Annotated in this window: 6 protein-coding genes and 1 other annotated feature; of the genes, 2 read left to right on the plus strand and 4 right to left on the minus strand. The window is 39.5% G+C overall.

Annotation, left to right across the window (positions count from 1 at the left end; genetic code table 11):
• Window positions 1-347: 347 nt before the first annotated feature.
• The 3 genes from QZR90_RS00760 to QZR90_RS00770 form a co-directional block, all read right to left on the minus strand.
• Window positions 348-7979, minus strand: a complete 7632-nt coding sequence (locus tag QZR90_RS00760) for a YadA-like family protein (RefSeq protein ID WP_295787690.1) — start codon at window positions 7977-7979, stop codon at window positions 348-350.
• An 851-nt stretch (window positions 7980-8830) separates the two neighbouring features.
• A complete protein-coding gene (ileS, locus tag QZR90_RS00765; RefSeq protein WP_295787693.1) occupies window positions 8831-11662 on the minus strand; it encodes an isoleucine--tRNA ligase in 2832 nt (943 codons plus the stop codon).
• A gap of 37 nt (window positions 11663-11699) precedes the next feature.
• Window positions 11700-11915, minus strand: a binding site (T-box leader).
• A 107-nt stretch (window positions 11916-12022) separates the two neighbouring features.
• Complete coding sequence (locus tag QZR90_RS00770) at window positions 12023-14263, minus strand: hypothetical protein (RefSeq protein ID WP_295787696.1); 2241 nt, start codon at window positions 14261-14263, stop codon at window positions 12023-12025.
• A 309-nt stretch (window positions 14264-14572) separates the two neighbouring features.
• On the opposite strand from QZR90_RS00770, the gene QZR90_RS00775 reads away from it, so the two are divergent.
• Window positions 14573-15751 (plus strand): MFS transporter, encoded by a 1179-nt coding sequence (locus QZR90_RS00775; protein ID WP_295787701.1) that lies wholly within the window; start codon window positions 14573-14575, stop codon window positions 15749-15751.
• A gap of 322 nt (window positions 15752-16073) precedes the next feature.
• On the opposite strand, the gene QZR90_RS00780 is transcribed toward QZR90_RS00775, so the two are convergent.
• Window positions 16074-16397 carry a helix-turn-helix transcriptional regulator gene (locus QZR90_RS00780; RefSeq protein WP_295787703.1) on the minus strand — a complete coding sequence of 108 codons (324 nt, stop codon included), beginning with the start codon at window positions 16395-16397 and terminating at the stop codon, window positions 16074-16076.
• 337 nt (window positions 16398-16734) lie between these two features.
• Here QZR90_RS00780 and QZR90_RS00785 point away from each other — a divergent pair, with 337 nt between their 5' ends.
• Window positions 16735-18048 carry a hypothetical protein gene (locus QZR90_RS00785; protein WP_295787705.1) on the plus strand — a complete coding sequence of 438 codons (1314 nt, stop codon included), beginning with the start codon at window positions 16735-16737 and terminating at the stop codon, window positions 18046-18048.
• The last annotated feature ends 90 nt before the right edge of the window (window positions 18049-18138 follow it).

Consider the following 18138-nt stretch of genomic DNA (forward strand, 5'->3'; position numbering starts at 1 on the left):
AGCTTAATCATTTGCTCCTTTCGCGCTTAAAATTATACATGAATTAAATACAAAAAAGAGCCCTAATGACAGTTCACCAACTGACCATTAGAGCCCTTTAGACCATTTGTGATTTTAATATATTTAGTCAGACATGTAGGTACAGTCCCAAAGTATACACACTACAAATCTACATAAAATGATAAAGTGTCATGTATCCCTCCTACATAGAGTCCCCCCTTTATCCATATCTTCTTATATGACAATTCATATAACTTTTTACATTTTAATTCACATGCTTTTATTGCTTGTAATTTAACTAACACATAGCTAAGACTGCCTCTCCACTAAGAGTCACTTCTCGCCTATTAACTTACAATCAAAGATTGAACAAGTTCTTCAAGTTTTTGAATTCGTTCATTTTGACTTTCATTTTGTGCTTTCAGAGCATCAATTTCATTTGTTTGTTGCTCTACATACTCAATCAAGCGACCACGACTCATACCTGCATATGGATTAGACTCACCAAACTTCAAGCTAACACCGATATTCATCATATCTTCGCTATTACCTACAGCGCCACCAATGCTAAACATAGTTTCTTCATTAGGACGGTAGAATGCGCCAATAGCGACTGAGCTAGCACCATGATATGTGCCCACACCAGCTGTGAAATTCCACTTATTGTCTGGATCAAAGTCTAATGGATGAAGTGCTGCCAAGGCAGCGGCTCCTGCACCGGCTTTATTAATCTTAGAATCTAAGCGAGAGATTTGACGTGTATTATTTTGAACTACATTAGCTACGCCGCCAAGTTGTTCAGTTAATTGATCACGTACTTCTACGACTTGATTAACAGTCGCTGCATTGTTCGAGCCAGCTTCTAATTTAGCTTCACCTACATTAGTAATCACTTGATTATTAGCATTGATTCCATCTTTAGTGATGTACTCGTTACCAGCAACAGAAATACTATTTTCAACCTTCAAGTCTTTGTTCAAGGATAATGTATATTCATTCTTGTCCTCAGTCTTAACGGCCTTAATATTGCCATCGCCTTCTTTAATTGTAGTCCCGCCAGCAATACTACTGATATTATCTATAATATTTGTAATTTTACCATCTACTGCATGAAGCTGATCCTCGGTAGCTGCACGACCACTTTCATAAGTCTCGCCATCCCAAGTTGTATTAGTTAAACCAGTAATTGTATGACTAGCCGAAGCTCCATCCTCTGCCTTCGTACCATCAATCACAATACCACCCACTGTGATTTTTTCATCAAGACTTACTTGTACGCCCTTAGTCGCATCATTTGCATCAACAGGTGTTACTTTTACGCCGGTCGCTTCATCGCCTTCAACTTTAGTAACAATACCATTATTAGTAATAGTATTGACTTTTGTTTCTAAGTTTGTAACCTTACCACCGATAGTTGTAATGTCACCTTCTACCTTAGTTACACGAGTAGTTAAATTAGAAATATTAGCAGTATTATCTGTTACCTTTTTAACAAAAGCAGGATCTACACCAATTGTAATATCATTACCAGATTGTGTGACTTTAATCTCAGCACCATCTTTAAAGTTAATGATTGAATTCTTCTTAATCGAACGTTCACCTGCATCATTAACTTGAAGCTTCCAAGCACCAGCCTCACCTAATACTGTATCATCAATACCAAGTTTACCTTTCCAACTCGCTATATTCTCAACAGATAAGTTAGATGCATCAACTCTAGCACTACTATCAGCTACAGCTAGTAATTGCTTTTCAGTAGCTGCTCGATTTTCAACGATACCATTAGTGCCAGGATTCCAATCTATATTACTTAAGCCAGTAATATATAAACCTTCTTCAGCCTTATCCGGTGCGTCTTTACCGGCAACCTTCGGCGTAGGATTTTGCTTAGCAATATAGATACCGCCAGTTGGGTTCCCTTTTTCATCAGTAGTACCATCAATACGAACACTACCATCAGGTAAATTAATGTCTTTCCCTAATTTAACGCGTAAGCCAGTAATTTCACTAGTCTTAGGATCTACATCAGCAACTACGCCGATATTATTATCGCTTAAAGTATCAGCTGCAGCGCCACCCTTAATATCTAGCTGTTCATTAAGTTTCTTAGCTACATATTTAGTGTTGTCATCACCAGCAAATTTCATCCCATCATTGAGAGTAGCTACTTCTGTAACAATTGGGTTACCATTACCATCTTTTTCGCCAGTTTCATAAACGATACGAGTGATAGTTTCGCCGTCTTTTCCATCGACCCCTGGAGTGCCTTCTTTAACAGTAATTTCAGCTGTTGCATTCTTACCTGGTGTTCCATCGGCACCATCTTTACCTTTTTCGCCGACAATAGTAATGCTACCAGGCGTACCATCTTTGCCATCCTTACCCGGTGTACCAACAGTAATGTCGTTGCTTAATTTGAAGTCGTAAATCTTTTGACCATCAACCTCTTTAACCCCTACAGATAAGCCATTAGTATCTACATAAACACCATAGGCACCGTCAGCACCAGCTACTGGCGCTACATCGTTTACCTTAATGGCTGTATGTTTACCACCAATGGTATCAGATGTTTCGGAAATGAGAGCTGTTAACTGACCATAGTTAACAGCATCAGTATTCTCTGTACCAGCAGCTACATGAGTAATCCGTTGGTTACCATTATCTAGACCTGTAGCGGATAGTTTTACTGTTCCTACACTTGGTGCTTTCACTGGATCTAATGTTTCATTGCCTTTAGTGTAAGATTTAGTATTTTCATCATATACAGCATCAGTTAAATCTGTATACCAGTTACCGTTTTGACCTTTTACTAACTTGTTACCATCAGCATCAATTGCTGCTTCATCAAAGGCTACACTACCATCTGCAAGAGCTAAGTTCTTCGCTAATTTAACGCGTAAGCCAGTAATTTCACTAGTCTTAGGATCTACATCAGCAACTACGCCGATATTATTATCGCTTAAAGTATCAGCTGCAGCGCCACCCTTAATATCTAGCTGTTCATTAAGTTTCTTAGCTACATATTTAGTGTTGTCATCACCAGCAAATTTCATCCCATCATTGAGAGTAGCTACTTCTGTAACAATTGGGTTACCATTACCATCTTTTTCGCCAGTTTCATAAACGATACGAGTGATAGTTTCGCCGTCTTTTCCATCGACCCCTGGAGTGCCTTCTTTAACAGTAATTTCAGCTGTTGCATTCTTACCTGGCGTTCCATCAGCACCATCTTTACCTTTTTCACCAATAATCGTAATACTACCAGCTTCACCTGGTGTGCCTGGTTCGCCCGGCTTACCGTCCTTGCCTGGTGTACCAACAGTAATGTCTTTACTTAATTTGAAGTCATAAATCTTTTGCCCTTCAACATCTTTAACTGCTACAGCTAAGCCATTCGTATTTACATACTCACCATAGGCACCATCGGCACCAGCTACTGGGCCTACATCGTTTACTCTGATAGCTGTATGATTATTAGCTAACTTTTGTACCTGTTTCAACTGAGCTACATTAACTGCGTCTGTATCTTCGGTACCAGCTGCCACATGAGTAATCTGACGAGTATCAGATGCAGTACCTACTGAAATAGCGCCTAAGCCAGATACATATGGTGAAATAATAGCACTTCTAGCATTTTGACTAGCATAAGCAGCCTTTTCTAATGTATCTACTTCAGCTTTTAGTTGTTCATTATTAGGATCTTTTTCTAGTTCTGCATATTTAGCGTTATACGCTGCTACTTTTTCATTAAAGTCTTTTGTAGCCGCCTCATATTCTGCCGTTTTTCCTAAATATGAAGCTATATCTTCTGGTTTATTAAAGGTTACACCATCGACTGTATAACCAAGTTTACCTTTTTCTCTATCAGCTACCGAATATGCACCTAGAGCAACACCATTTTCAACATTACCTTCAGAGTAGTAGCCTAAAGCCATTGCTTTATCACTAAAAGCTTCCGTATAGCCACCTAAAGCAATAGTATTGGTTCCCTTAGTTTTTGCATTATAACCTATAGCTGTACCATAACTGCCTTCTGAGGTATTAGCCCATGGACCAATAGCAATAGAACGAGCTCCATCTGCAGTTGTTTTATAGCCTAAAGCCGTTGTCAACTCTCCATTAGCTACTGTACTTCTACCTACAGCTAGTGACCAGCCACCATTAGCTTTTGTTTGTGCGCCAACAGCAATACTGCCAGATTTTATAGCTTCTGCTTCCATGCCTAAAGCCATACTAAATGTATCTGTTGCTTTAGCCCGATTACCAAGAGCTACGGCAGCTGCAGCACTAGCCTCTGAAGTATCACCAATAGAAACAGTTCCGCGGCCAGTCGCCTTAGCTCCAGAGCCCATGGCATTGGATTGGAATGCAGCCTTAGCCCCTTGACCTACGGCTACGCCACCTTGACCTGTTGCTGCTGCACTAGAACCAATAGCTACAGAAAGTCCACTCGCATCACTTGTTGGGTCATTAATATCAAAGGCATTCGCACCATCACCGATGGCCACACTATACCCACGAGCTTTAGCATAGTTACCAATCGCCACATCAGACTGATTTGTATCGCCAGCTGTAGCATGAGTACCTATAGCAACACTGTGTTCTGATGTTGCAGCAGAATTTACACCAATAACAACCCCTTTGCCATCTGTAATATTACTACCTATTACAATAGCATTATTAATACCAGCTGTTACATTAGAACCTAGGGCTACCGTATTATTGGCACTAGCACTTGCATTAGGGCCAATAGCTACAGAGTCTGTGCCTGTTGCCCCTGTATTATCTTTATTACCCGTTTCAGTAGAATTAATCGATACATAAGAAATTTCATTCGCATCTACTTTATTGTTCAACGCTTTAAGCTGTGCTACGTTAACAGCATCTGTATCTTCGGTACCAGCTGCCACATGAGTAATCTGCCGAGTGGCATATTCATTACCTACTGAAACAGCTCCTAAACCTGATTTATAGGCAGCACTTAGTTTATTCCTCTCATCTATAATTGCAAAAAGCTCTTTTCTAGCCTGTACTGCAGCCTTAAGCAAAGTGCTATCCCCCGGATTTGCATCAGCAGCGGCTTTTTTCTCTAACATTTCTTTATTCTTTTCTATGGCCTGTGTCGTTAATGCATTATATTCATCAACTTTACCTAAATAGGTAATTAATTCACCTTCATTTGCAAATGCGCCAGCCTCAGGTGAATAACCAAATGTACCGGCCGCTCTATCAGCAACAGAATTCGAACCGATAGCAATAGATCGTTCCGCTTCAGCCGTGGCACTAGAGCCCATGGCCACACTACTGTCCCCTATTGCTTCGGTATTTGCACCTAATGCTGTAGCAAATTTACCACTCGAATTTGCAAAAAAGCCTAAAGCCGTACTTCTATCGCCAGAAGCAGTTGTTCTAAGCCCTATAGCAACCCCTGCATTACTTTCAGCCTTTGCTCTATCACCAATGGCAATAGAAGATTCCGTTTTATTTTCAGAGTTACTAACAGCCGAATTACCAATAGCAATGCCAGCCTTACCATTAGCGGTTACACTTGTACCAAGTGCAACTGAAGATTCTCCTAACGCCTGACTATTTTGACCATAGGCCACACTATAGTCACCAGTAGCTTTAGACTTCCAACCTACTGCTGTATTTCTAGCACTACCGGATGCATCTGCTTCTACACCAATAGCAATACTATGGTCTGTAGTTGCTACCGAACTCACACCTACTATAATCCCCTTGCCATCAGTAATATCCCTACCAATAACGATAGCATCTGCAATGCTAGCTTTTACATTGGAGCCTAGAGCTACACTATTTTTACCAATAGATTGTGCATTAGGCCCAATAGCTACAGAGTCAGTGCCTGTTGCACCTAAATTATCTTTGTTACCTGTTTCTTTGGATTTAATAGATACATAAGAAAGTTTATTAGTATCTACCTTTTGATTCAATGACTTAAGCTGTGCTACATTCACTGCATCAGTATCTTTAAAGCCAGCAGCTACATTAGTAATTTGACGGGTATTAGCCGCCATTTTTCGACCACTCGCAGTCGTGTATTCTCCGTAGCCCACTGATACGGCTCCTAATTTAGATTTCCAAACTGGTGACTCTAAATCTTTTTTAACATCGCGATTGGGATCATATCCGACTACCTGAGAGTTGACAGTTGCTTTGGAATTGCTACCTATTGCTACTCCATTAAGTACTTCACTTATAGCATTCATCCCTATAGCTAGACCTTGATCTTGCTTCACTGTAGCATTAGATCCAATAGCAATACCATTCCCAGATGTAGTACCTATTCGATAGTAAAGATTATTTTCTGGCTTGCTATTACTATTCTTAGGTGACGGTTTATAATTTGCTTTTTGCTTGTCATTCTTATCCTGGAATGTCTCTTCATTTATAGGATCTTTAGCATCAGCATATACTACAGCATTACTACCAATAGCAATAGACCCTTTACTATAAACGGCCGCATTAGAGCCAGTGGCTACTGAATTATCCGTATAAGCACCAGTATTATATCCTAATGCAGTTGACTGATCACTATGCGCTACCGCATCTTCACCAATAGCAACACCACTAACTTCTGCTACAGTCCAATTCCCTATAGCTATACTGCCTTGACTATTCGCTTTACTATTTACCCCTATACCAACAGCGGTTGAACTATTACTATAAGCAAGATTTCCAATGGCAATCCCTTTATCAGCTTTAGCTTCTACACCTATAGCTAAAGACTCTGCTCTATTTGCTGTTGCACCAAATCCTATAGCAATTTGACCACCACTTATTTTTCCTTCTGTACCATCATATGCAACCGTGGCTCTATTCCCCAAAGCAATACTTTCATATCCATTAGTTGTAGCCCCTGAACCTATGGCAATGGCACCTGGTTTCTCTGCACCATGATTGTCTTTATTGATAATTTCATCCGCATCTCTATCAGGATTAATAGATACATATTCAACAGAACTACCATTTATATTATTCATTTTATTGGCAATTCGCGTGTCTACATCTGTACTCAATGCTTTGAGTTGTTTCACGTTAACTGCATCGTATTCATCAGCACCACCAGCTACACCAGTAATCCGGCGATGATTGATTGGAAATTTAGTGTCGCCTAAGGTTAATTCAAAATTATTACCTATGGCTACCACACCATTATCAGCACTAAAGTCTTCATTACTTAAATACGACTTAGCTGCTACATTACCCGTGTAAGCATATGAATTATGCCCTAATGCTACAGAATTTTGGCTTGCAGCAAAGCTCGTAAATCCAATAGCTACACCATTATCGGCTAATGCATGAGCTCCCGCACCAATAGCGACGCCACTACCTTGAGTACTTGAAAAACTACCAATAGCTACTGAGTCATAACTTGGATTGACTTTATAGCCAATGCCAACCATATACCCATGCTTATTAGGTGTATCAGTTGTTCCTATATCTTCCCCTATTAAAATAGAACGTACACCATTACTATGTATACTATGACCAATACCGATGAAGTTTGTACTTCCATTACTATTTTCGTCTGTTAATGTTACATTGGTCCCAATGGCGACAGCTCCTCCAGTCATCGATTGGGCTCCACTACCTATAGCTACAGTACTACCACCTAAGGCTTGAGCAGCAGAACCTATCGCTACATTAGCATACTCTTCTTCACTCGCGTTCGCCCCATTGCCAATGGCAACAGCTGATTCACTTTTCGCTATAGAGTCTTTACCTAATGCCACACCTTTGCCTGTACCAGGCGTAGGCATAGCATTACTCTTAATATATAAATCTCTTGTCCAACCTTGTAACTCTGTAATCTGTGAACCAAACTTAGCTACTACAGCATCATATACCGCTTGTTGATCAACAGTTAAATCCGCAGCATATCCATATCCCCCTGGATATATTAACGAACCTGTAATTATTGACGCAACCAAAAGCGCCTTAGACCGTTTGTTCATATAAACATGCCCCTTTCATGTTAAATAAATCACACTACGCTCCTAACACCTGCCATATTAAGTTGTCTCCCAGCTATCCTTTCACTAGCCTAAAAAATTACCAGTAATTTTTCCTTTTTAAAATCTTTTAACTAATCCCAATGCAGTGTTTATGCGAAATTATAATTCCACCTATTCTACATATTCATTGATTACACTTATAATTGCATATTTAACAAAATAAATCAAATATTATATTGTTATTTTTATTTTATTTAAAAATCATTACCTTAATTTATTTTACACTTATTTCATCTCATTTTCTTTATTTTTCATTTTTTCTTCATATTTTATATTGTATTTTAATCTCCTTATTTTTATTAATTATATAAATTAATTAATAATTATGTTTAATTATTAATTTTATTCAACAAAATCTTTATACAATCTCTTCATATTTTTATAATAAAAAATTTAAAAAACTCACTAGTTACACGGATGGTGAAGATTTCACCATCTGTGAAACTAATGAGTTTCTTTTCTTTACTAACTAAGTCTATCGATATATATCTATATTACAACCTATTCGATTTATAACTAAATCGAATCTAACAATTAAAATTTTTTCCTCATCTCAAAAATAAATGTCCATCCTATTCTAAGCTAACATTTTTAGCTCCTCTTTTTTGAGCTATTTAGAAATAAACAGGCCACTTCCCCTTAATACAAAAGGACTTAAACAAAAAAAAGTTTCTACAAGAAATCCTCTTCGCGCTTAACGAGAGGTTTCCAGTAGAAACTATTTTTATTAATATCCTCAGTACTTTAGAGGCTCTATTTTATTTTATGCAACCCAAGAGTAGCTAAAACGCTTATTTAGACAACACATCTGCACAACGATCACACAATGTCGGATGTTCTTTGTCTTGTCCAACTGTATCGCGATGAATCCAGCAGCGTTCGCATTTTTCATATTCGCTAGGTTTTACTACTACGCTTAAATGACCTTCTTCAGTCGCAACTGCTTCAGCTGGTGCATTAGCACGGCCTTCAACAAGCGCCGCTTCACTTACAATGAGAAGAGCCGCTAAATTGTTAACTTGAGCTAATGTTTCATATGCTGCACCATCTGCATATACAGTGATACTTGCATCTAAGGAGTGACCAATTACTTTTTCTTGACGTGCTGTTTCAAGAGCTTTTGTAAGTTCGCCACGAAGAGCTAAGATATGGCTCCATTTTTCAGCTAAGGCTGCATCATAGTGAGCGGCATTGCCAGTTGGCCAATCTTCAAGCATTACACTGATGCCCATACCGTCTTCTTTTGGCATATATTGCCATACTTCTTCTGCCGTAAAGGAAAGCACTGGTGCCACCATGCGCACAAGCGTAGTAACAATTTCATAAATAGCTGTTTGCGCACTGCGACGAGCAACTGCAGTCGCTTCTTCTGCATACATAGTGTCTTTCAATACATCGAGATAGAAAGAGCTTAAATCAACTGTACAGAAATTGTGGATTGTATGATATAAAATATGGAATTCATAATTTTCATACGCTTCCGTAACTTTTTGACGCACTTCTTCTAAGCGAAGTAAAGCCCATTTATCAATTTCAGATAATTGTTCATATGGCACTTTATCTGTATTAGGATTGAAATCATCTAAGTTACCAAGTAAAAAGCGGAATGTATTGCGGATTTTACGATATACTTCAGACAATTGTTTTACGATGTCTTTAGACAAACGTACATCACCTTGGTAATCTGCAGAAGATACCCAAAGACGCATTACATCAGCACCATATACATCAATGATATCGGAAGGTGCTACCGTATTGCCTACAGATTTAGACATTTTACGGCCTTCCCCATCCACTACGAAGCCATGAGTCAATACAGAATTGTATGGCGCTTTACCTGTAGTAGCTACACCAGTCAACAAGGAGGAGTTGAACCAACCGCGATGTTGGTCAGATCCTTCAAGATACATAGCGCAAGGTACATCAAGGCCTTCATTTTCAAGAACGCCAGCCCAAGAAGAACCACTATCGAACCATACGTCCATAATGTCCGTTTCTTTATGGAATTCACCATGGCCACAATGAGGGCAAGTAAAGCCTTCTGGCAATAATTCTTTTGCACTGTGATTCCACCACGCATCAGACCCTTCTTTAGCCACCCAAGATTGAACGGATTTGATAGTGTCATCATTGATTACATAATCACCGCAGGAATCGCAATAGAATACAGGAATTGGCACACCCCATACGCGTTGACGAGATACACACCAGTCCCCACGGTCAGCAATCATATTGTAAATGCGGTCATGGCCCCATTTAGGAATCCATTGTACTTGATTATCGATAACTTCAAGAGCTTGTTTACGATATCCATCAACAGAAGAGAACCATTGCTCTGTAGCGCGATAGATTACAGGGTTTTTACAACGCCAGCAATGTGCATATTGGTGACGAAGAGAACCTTTGCGAAGAAGTGCACCATTGTGCGCTAACACTTTTAGAATTGGCACTTCCGCATCATGAATTTCTTTACCAGCGAGCACTTCTTCAGTATCTCCATAACGGCCATTATCTACGGCTTTTACATATTCCCCAGTAGGACCTACGAAGGACGTGATTTCAAAATCAACTTTGCCTGCTTTTTTATACGCTTGGTATACATAAAAGTCTTCTTCACCATGAGCTGGTGCTGTATGAACGCAGCCTGTACCAGCGTCAAGAGTTACATGTTCGCCTAAGAATACAGGCACTACACGCTCGATAAATGGATGTTTAAATGTAGCTAACTCAAGCTCTTCACCGGAGAAAGTATTAAGTACTGTATACTCTTCAACTTGTGCATCTTTAAGCGCTGTAGCCACTAAGTCAGTAGCCATTAAATAGTATTCGTCGCCCACTTGTACCCAAGAGTATTCAAGTTTTGGATTTACAGAAATTGCTTGAGATGCTGGCAATGTCCAAGGTGTTGTAGTCCAAATAACAGCATATGCCTTAGTTGTATCTAAGCCTTCTGGCAACGTACGTTTTAATTCATTTACATAGGCATATTTAACATAAATGGAGAATGATTTCTTTTCTTTATATTCGATTTCAGCTTCTGCAAGCGCGGTTTCACAATGTGTACACCAGTAAACAGTTTTAAGACCTTTATAGATGTGACCGCGTTTAGCCATTTCACCAAAGATACCAATTTGTTTTACTTCAAACGCAGGTTTTAAAGTTAAATATGGATCTTCCCAACGGCCAAGCACACCGAAACGGATAAAGTCTTTCTTCTGTTCTTCCACGCATTCTAACGCATACTCTTTACATTTAGCGCGCAAATCAAGCGGTGACATTTCATGACGGTTTAAACCAGTATTTTTAATAACCGCATGCTCGATTGGCAAACCATGTGTATCCCAACCAGGAATGTATGGTGTGTAATAGCCCTGCATGGTTTTGTATTTCATAATAATATCTTTTAAAGTTTTATTTAGCGCATGGCCAATATGCAATTTACCATTTGCATATGGAGGGCCATCATGAAGCACGAAAGGCTCGTTGCCTTTACGTTTTTCAAGGCGTTTTTCATATACTTTATTATCGTCCCAAAATTTCAAAAATTCTGGTTCCCGTTTTGGCAAATTGCCACGCATAGGGAATTCAGTTTCTGGCAAATGTAATGTTTTACCGTAATCCATTCCTAGTTCTCCTCTCAATAAAAAAAGCGCCCGTCCCCGAAGGGACGAACGCAAATATCCGTGGTACCACCCTACTGACTTATACAAATAAGCCACTCACGCATATAACGGTGCTCACCGACAAATCAATAGTTGGTTAAACTTCAATTTGTATGCTCCCAAGTGATTCGCTAACTCTTCATCCGCTGAACTCGCACCATACTTCAGCTCGCTGAGGACTACCCGACTTAGCCGTCTTAGTCATTGCATCTATTATGGACATACAAAACATTCTGTCTAGTGGACATGTGTATTGCACTGTCACTATCTTTAGTTATAGATAGAGTATAGAGAAGGTACTTATTTTTGTCAAGAGGGATTTTATAAAATCACCTCACCATAACGCAACCACTCTATGGCCACAGGATTTCCAAGTGCGGCAGCAGCTACATAATACTCTTTTGCCTTTACCGCATCTTTTGGAACTCCATAGCCATGTTCATATAAGCCGGCCAAACCAACGAGACCATCTGAGCCGATAATCGTATCATTAGTAGCTGCTTTTTCAAACCATATTAACGCTTCACCATAATCCTTAATAGTCCCTGTACCGTCTACATACATTTGCCCTACATGGGCTTGGCTAGTAATATCTCCCGCTTTGGCCCCTTCTAAGAAATAATGAAAAGCTTTAGTTTGATCTTTCTTTACACCAAGACCTTGTTCATACATATAGCCTAAGTACCGATAGGACTTCATATCCCCTAGTGCGACAGCTTTATTAAATGCAGCTTCTGCTTTTTTATACTCACCAGCGTCTTTATAAGCAATGCCTTCCTCTAAAGCTTTACGACCACTTTCACGATATGCTTGTTTCTTAGCTGTCTCTACCATAGCTTTGCCTGACGCCGTTTCGCTAACTGGTTTACCAGACCGTGTTTGACTAAAGAGCCAATCACGAATGCCTTCTATCGTATAAGCTACCGACCAAGTGTACATATGATTGCCACCTTTAAATACAGTGTAGTTAATCGGTGCTTGCTGTGCTTCTGTAGCTTTTACAAGAGTATCAAATTCACTGGCCGTGGAATAACTATCCCACATATCACTGCGTGCCACTTTTGTACCTAAGGCTTCCCATTCACTAGTAGCGGCATTCATACCAGGATACGCTTTATCATCGCCTTCAGATACAATAATCCACAGTTTCTTATCCTTGAGAGCTTTCATTTCTTCTACATTCCATTGACAAGCTACCAGCCATTGAGCTGCAAATAAATCAGGGTATTTATCACTAATCGCAATATTGGTCATACCGCCTTGAGATTGCCCCACTCCGTATATACGTTCTTTATCTACAGCATAGGTGTCAATAACATGATAAAGTAAATCAGTCACTAAAGTGAGTCCTTCAGTCCACTCATTTTGGTCAGTTGTGAGCATACCTAATTGATCAACTAAGCTTTGCGTATATTGTGGCGCCACAATGATAGTTTCATGTTTTCGTTGCTCTTCTTCTGATGCAAAAATCGTCGCCCCATTACCTTGGTATAAAGGCGTCGTAATATCACTATTATTAGCAGATGCATCAGCAACAAAGAAGTATAAAGGATAGCTCTTGGTTCCATCATAACCAGCTGGTAAATATACATTGTAAGGAATGGTGTAACCTGTAGCCGGATCTGTATAATATACAGTTTTGAATGAATCAATGATATCTGTTGTACGAGCTGTTGGCTTTAATTGTACTCGATTAGTTAAATATACTGTACCATCCAATGATTTCAACGTCCCTGTTTGTTCTACTGACACATCTAAAGATGGCATAACACGATTACTTCTCATAAGTCCCATGCCTGGTTCTTCATCGGGCCCCTTAGCAGTATTTTGGGTGTTTTGGGCATTTTGAGTATTTGAAGTGTTTGGTGTGTTTGGTGTGTTTGAGGTATTTAAAGCATTTGAAATATTTGGAGCGCTTTGTGTGCTTTGATTGTTGTCACCACCTTGACTATTGGGGCTATCCATATTGCCTTTATCATCTTTTTTCCCTTGTTCAAAAGGAACTGTATTTTCTTGTTTTAATTCAACAATTACATAGCGACCTACTTCGCCCTTATCCTTCCAAGAGGTAGTAGGGTGATAATTAGTATAAACGCGACTGATTTCACGCCCTTCCACAGCAAAATCATCGGTGCTTAATGTAGTCGTATCAATCGCTTTTGGATACGCTAGGGCTACAGCACTCACTTTTTCACCATCTCCAAAGACCTTTGGAATTACCACTACGGCCTCTACTGCTGAAGCACCTTGCTTTTTCATCCCCTCTGCTGGCAACGTTGTACTGCGATTATCTACAATTGGCAAGGTTGTACGATTAACAGCCTCTGAAGTTGTCCTAGCCGCATTATCCACATTCGCCACTACAGGATTAGTGTTTGTCATATTGCTTATATTGACGCTATTTACAGAAGACATTGCTATATCTCCTGTACCTACACCAGCTTTTTCCAACACGCCCTGTGGCATATCCATACTCCCTACTTCACTGGCTGCCCAAGAATTACCATATACAGGTAAAGCTAATGCACTGGCTACTAAACTCCATAGCAAAACTTTCTTCATGTTAATACCCTCCTAAATTATGCATATAAAATACGACCACCTAGGCTCTTCCTACAGAATACGACCAGCCAATCACTACTTAGAAACTATGCAATCAGCAAGCGCTATGTAAAGCCCCTCATAGTCTTACACATATTATTTCATATTTAGCATACCTAAGAATAATGAAGAAATCGAGAAATTTTCTTAAAATTTTAATTTTATAGGTAATCGTCTCCCCCTTTTTCCTTAGTTCTTACAAGTATGTTACAATAAAAAAGAGAAAATTTTATTATATATTTACAATTCAATTTCTAAAGGAGGATATTTATGCCCGCTTGGCAACGAACTGTCTACGTCTGTTTATTCGGCGCCTTTCTTTCCGCTACGGGAATGAGCCAAATCGCTCCCATATTACCTCTATATCTACATGATTTAGGCCTATCAGATAGTGCTGAAGTGGCCTATTGGTCCGGCCTTGCCATGGGCATTACATATATTGTCGTCGCCCTGGTGTCGCCTTTCTGGGGGCGCTTAGCCGATAGAAAAGGGCGCAAACTCATCTTGCTGCGCGCAAGTTTTGGCATGATGCTTTGCAATCTATTAATTGGCTTTGTCCACACCCCTTTACAACTTGTTCTAGTTCGCATGGCTCAGGGCCTTGTTTCAGGTTTTTTCTCTGGATCTATTACCTTAGTAGCCTCCGAAACGCCAGAAAATCGCACAGGTTGGGCACTCGGCTTGCTGGCCTCTTCCAATCTAGCAGGTTCTCTCTTAGGCCCTCTTATTGGCGGTTATTTAGCTGGTATCTTTGGCATACGCATTACCTTTTTTATTACCGCTACGTGCTTAGGCCTGGCCTTTTTACTCGTCCTCTTCTTTGTGCATGAGCATTATAAACCACAGCCAAAGGAATTGCCAAAGGGATTCAAGGAATTAAAGAAACAATTGCCTTATTTCAAAGAGCTTACCATCATCGCTGTATCAACCTTTATTTACGCCATGTCCATGATGAGCTTACAACCTATTATCACTGTGTATCTTCACGATATTATGCCTGCTAATACACCTCATTTAGCCCTCATAGCCGGCTTTGTCTTCTCCTCAACAGGGATTGCACAAATGCTTAGCAGCTCCTTCTGTGGAAAATTAATCGATCGTATCGGGCCTCGCAAAATATTGATAGCCTCTTTATTATTCACGGCTTTAATTACCATTCCCCAAGCCTATGTAACTAGTGCTTGGCAGCTAGCTGTGCTACGTTTCCTCATGGGCTTTGGCCTAGCAGGGTTATTACCAGCACTTAATACATACATTTCCACTCACACGCCAAAATCTTTATCAGGGCAAGTGTTCTCTTATAATCAATCAACTCAATTCTTAGGCTATTTCTTAGGCTCCGTTGGCGGTGCTACCTTTATGGGCCTATTCGGGTTTACCGCCCTCTTCTGGGCCACAGCATGCCTCTTCTTCTTAAATAGTATTTGGGTCTATGCTAAACTAAGATAATTACTCATAGTATAGAGCTTTTGCCAATAGGTAGTGTCTAACTCATTTTCTCCTATACCCTACCTAACTAATTAAAAATAAGCAAAACAAAAACAGCTATATTTCGCCTACTAAGCGAGATATAGCTGTTTTATTTGTATTAGATTATTAGATTGTAAAAACTCATACTTTACAAACAAATCGGTACATATAAAGCATGACAAATCATAAAATGCTATAAAGCATAATCAGTCATAAAAACACTATAAAGTATAATTGATTCCAATACCGTATGAAATCTGATGATTCATAAAATGCTATAAAGCTGACATCTCACTAAGAGCTATAAACTCTCGCCTAGATGCTCAACTAAAGTCTTAATTGTCGCTTCATTGCGACGATAATAAGTCCACTTGCCAATTCGTACAGATTCCAATAAGCCGGCTCGTTGCATCATGTCTAAATAATGAGAAACAGCTGATTGGGAAATGCCTAATTTATCTTGGATACTCCCCACACAGACGCCTCCTTTAAACACGTCTTCCTCAGCGCTATGAGTGCTCTGGGGCGGAAAATAGGCCTTAGGGTCCTTAAGCCACTGCAGAATTTTCAAGCGACTTTCATTAGATAAAGCTTTAAAAATGTCTAGTAATTGTTGATTTTCCATACTTTAATTATATCTCTTTTCCTAGATATGTCAATATGCTTTATCGTATTTTATCGATATGAAAAGATGTGCTAAAAACTTCTGCACAACAATTCTCTACCACATCTTCGAGCTATGACTCTATACCATAACTTTGTCCCATATCTCTGTACTATAACTCTGTACCACCGTTTTGTGCTATAGCACTGTACCACATCTTTGAACTATAATTCTTTCCTACATCTTTGTACTGTATCGCTATATATATGACCCTATGTTGTATAATAAAAGTATACATATCGTATGTTTCTATCAGCAGCGTTTGTTTAGTATATGCCAACTATAAAGGAGCGTCTCTATGAAATCTTCACAACCTACTAAGCCCATAGTGTCTACTCAACCTGTAAAATTTACGAAATTTACAAACTCTATGAGCCCTACAAAATCCACAAGATCTTCAACACCTATGAAAAGTTTACTTTTAATGAGCCTTCTCTCCTTGTCGGTTCTTTCGTATGCTAGTGTGAGTGCTGACAGTACTAACCACCACTCTGTTCCTCCTACCCTAGTAATTGCTCAAGAAACTACGCCTGCGCAAATGGCAACTCCTGGTCCCTTTATAACAGCCAACCATAATACGAACGAAATAATCCCTTCCGCTGTGCAACGAGAAAAACATCCTATGCAAGTTTTATTCGATGCCAAGAAAAATAATCGCCAAATCATACCTACGCCGTTCCGTGTACTGTATACTCAAACATTACCTGAATCTTGGCACAAAATAACCAAGGACTTAAATGCAAATGAAACACCAGAAGATTTGACTAAAAACAAATCTCTAAATCATGTGCTAGTAAAACTTGAATACAATCGTGCCTTTACATCCCTACCTGTAAATGATGTAGCCGATTACGCTCCATTCCCTAGTTTCCCTGTTAAAATTCCAAGTTTCGCTAAGAATGTAAGCTTCCAAGCCAGTTCTTACAAAGGTGGCCTTACACAATATGTACAGCTCTCCTTTCAGGCGTCACCAGAAGAGTCACAAAGCCTAATTGATGAAACGCGAGAAACAGCTCAAATCATTACGACGCCACGGGAAGCTAAACAATTTAAAGTCATACTATCTGGCGAACATGACAAAAGACAAATCTACACAGTGCCTGACGCCAATCATCCAACTATTTCACTGGACCAACTCATTCCTACCTATTGGGTTAGCACCACCTCAGAATTAAAGGATTTAAATGATGTATCCTATACCTACTGGCATCCTGAAGTAGTGAGTCAACGACTTAAAACAGAGCAAGCACATGTGAAAGAAATACGGAAGGCACGAGCGCATCATGCTCCACCCATTGTATTACAACAAATACATGCCAAATGGAGAGACGTACTCAGCCGCATACAAAATGAACGACCAGCTGATGTACGTCCTATGACAGTTGCTGAAAATAAGGCAGCCCAAATGAAATATTTAGGACATCTTTCCTATGAAACATTTACCCATAATATTCCTGATACTTACACCGTTTATATCTATGCCTATGGCGGTACGAATGACCCCAATGGTCAAATTGAATGGTATGCCGATGGCCTCGCTGTAAGCCCTGATAAAACACATCTTATTTTTTATAATATAGACACATATAATGAATCACTATTAGTTGAATAAATTTTGATTAAACTAAAAAGGCTACTTAGCAATATACGTCCTGTTCATTGCTAAGTAGCCTCTATATTTTTCTCTATCTTATATTTTACT

It is taken from the genome of uncultured Veillonella sp., from assembly GCF_900545795.1.
Lineage (GTDB): Bacteria > Bacillota > Negativicutes > Veillonellales > Veillonellaceae > Veillonella_A.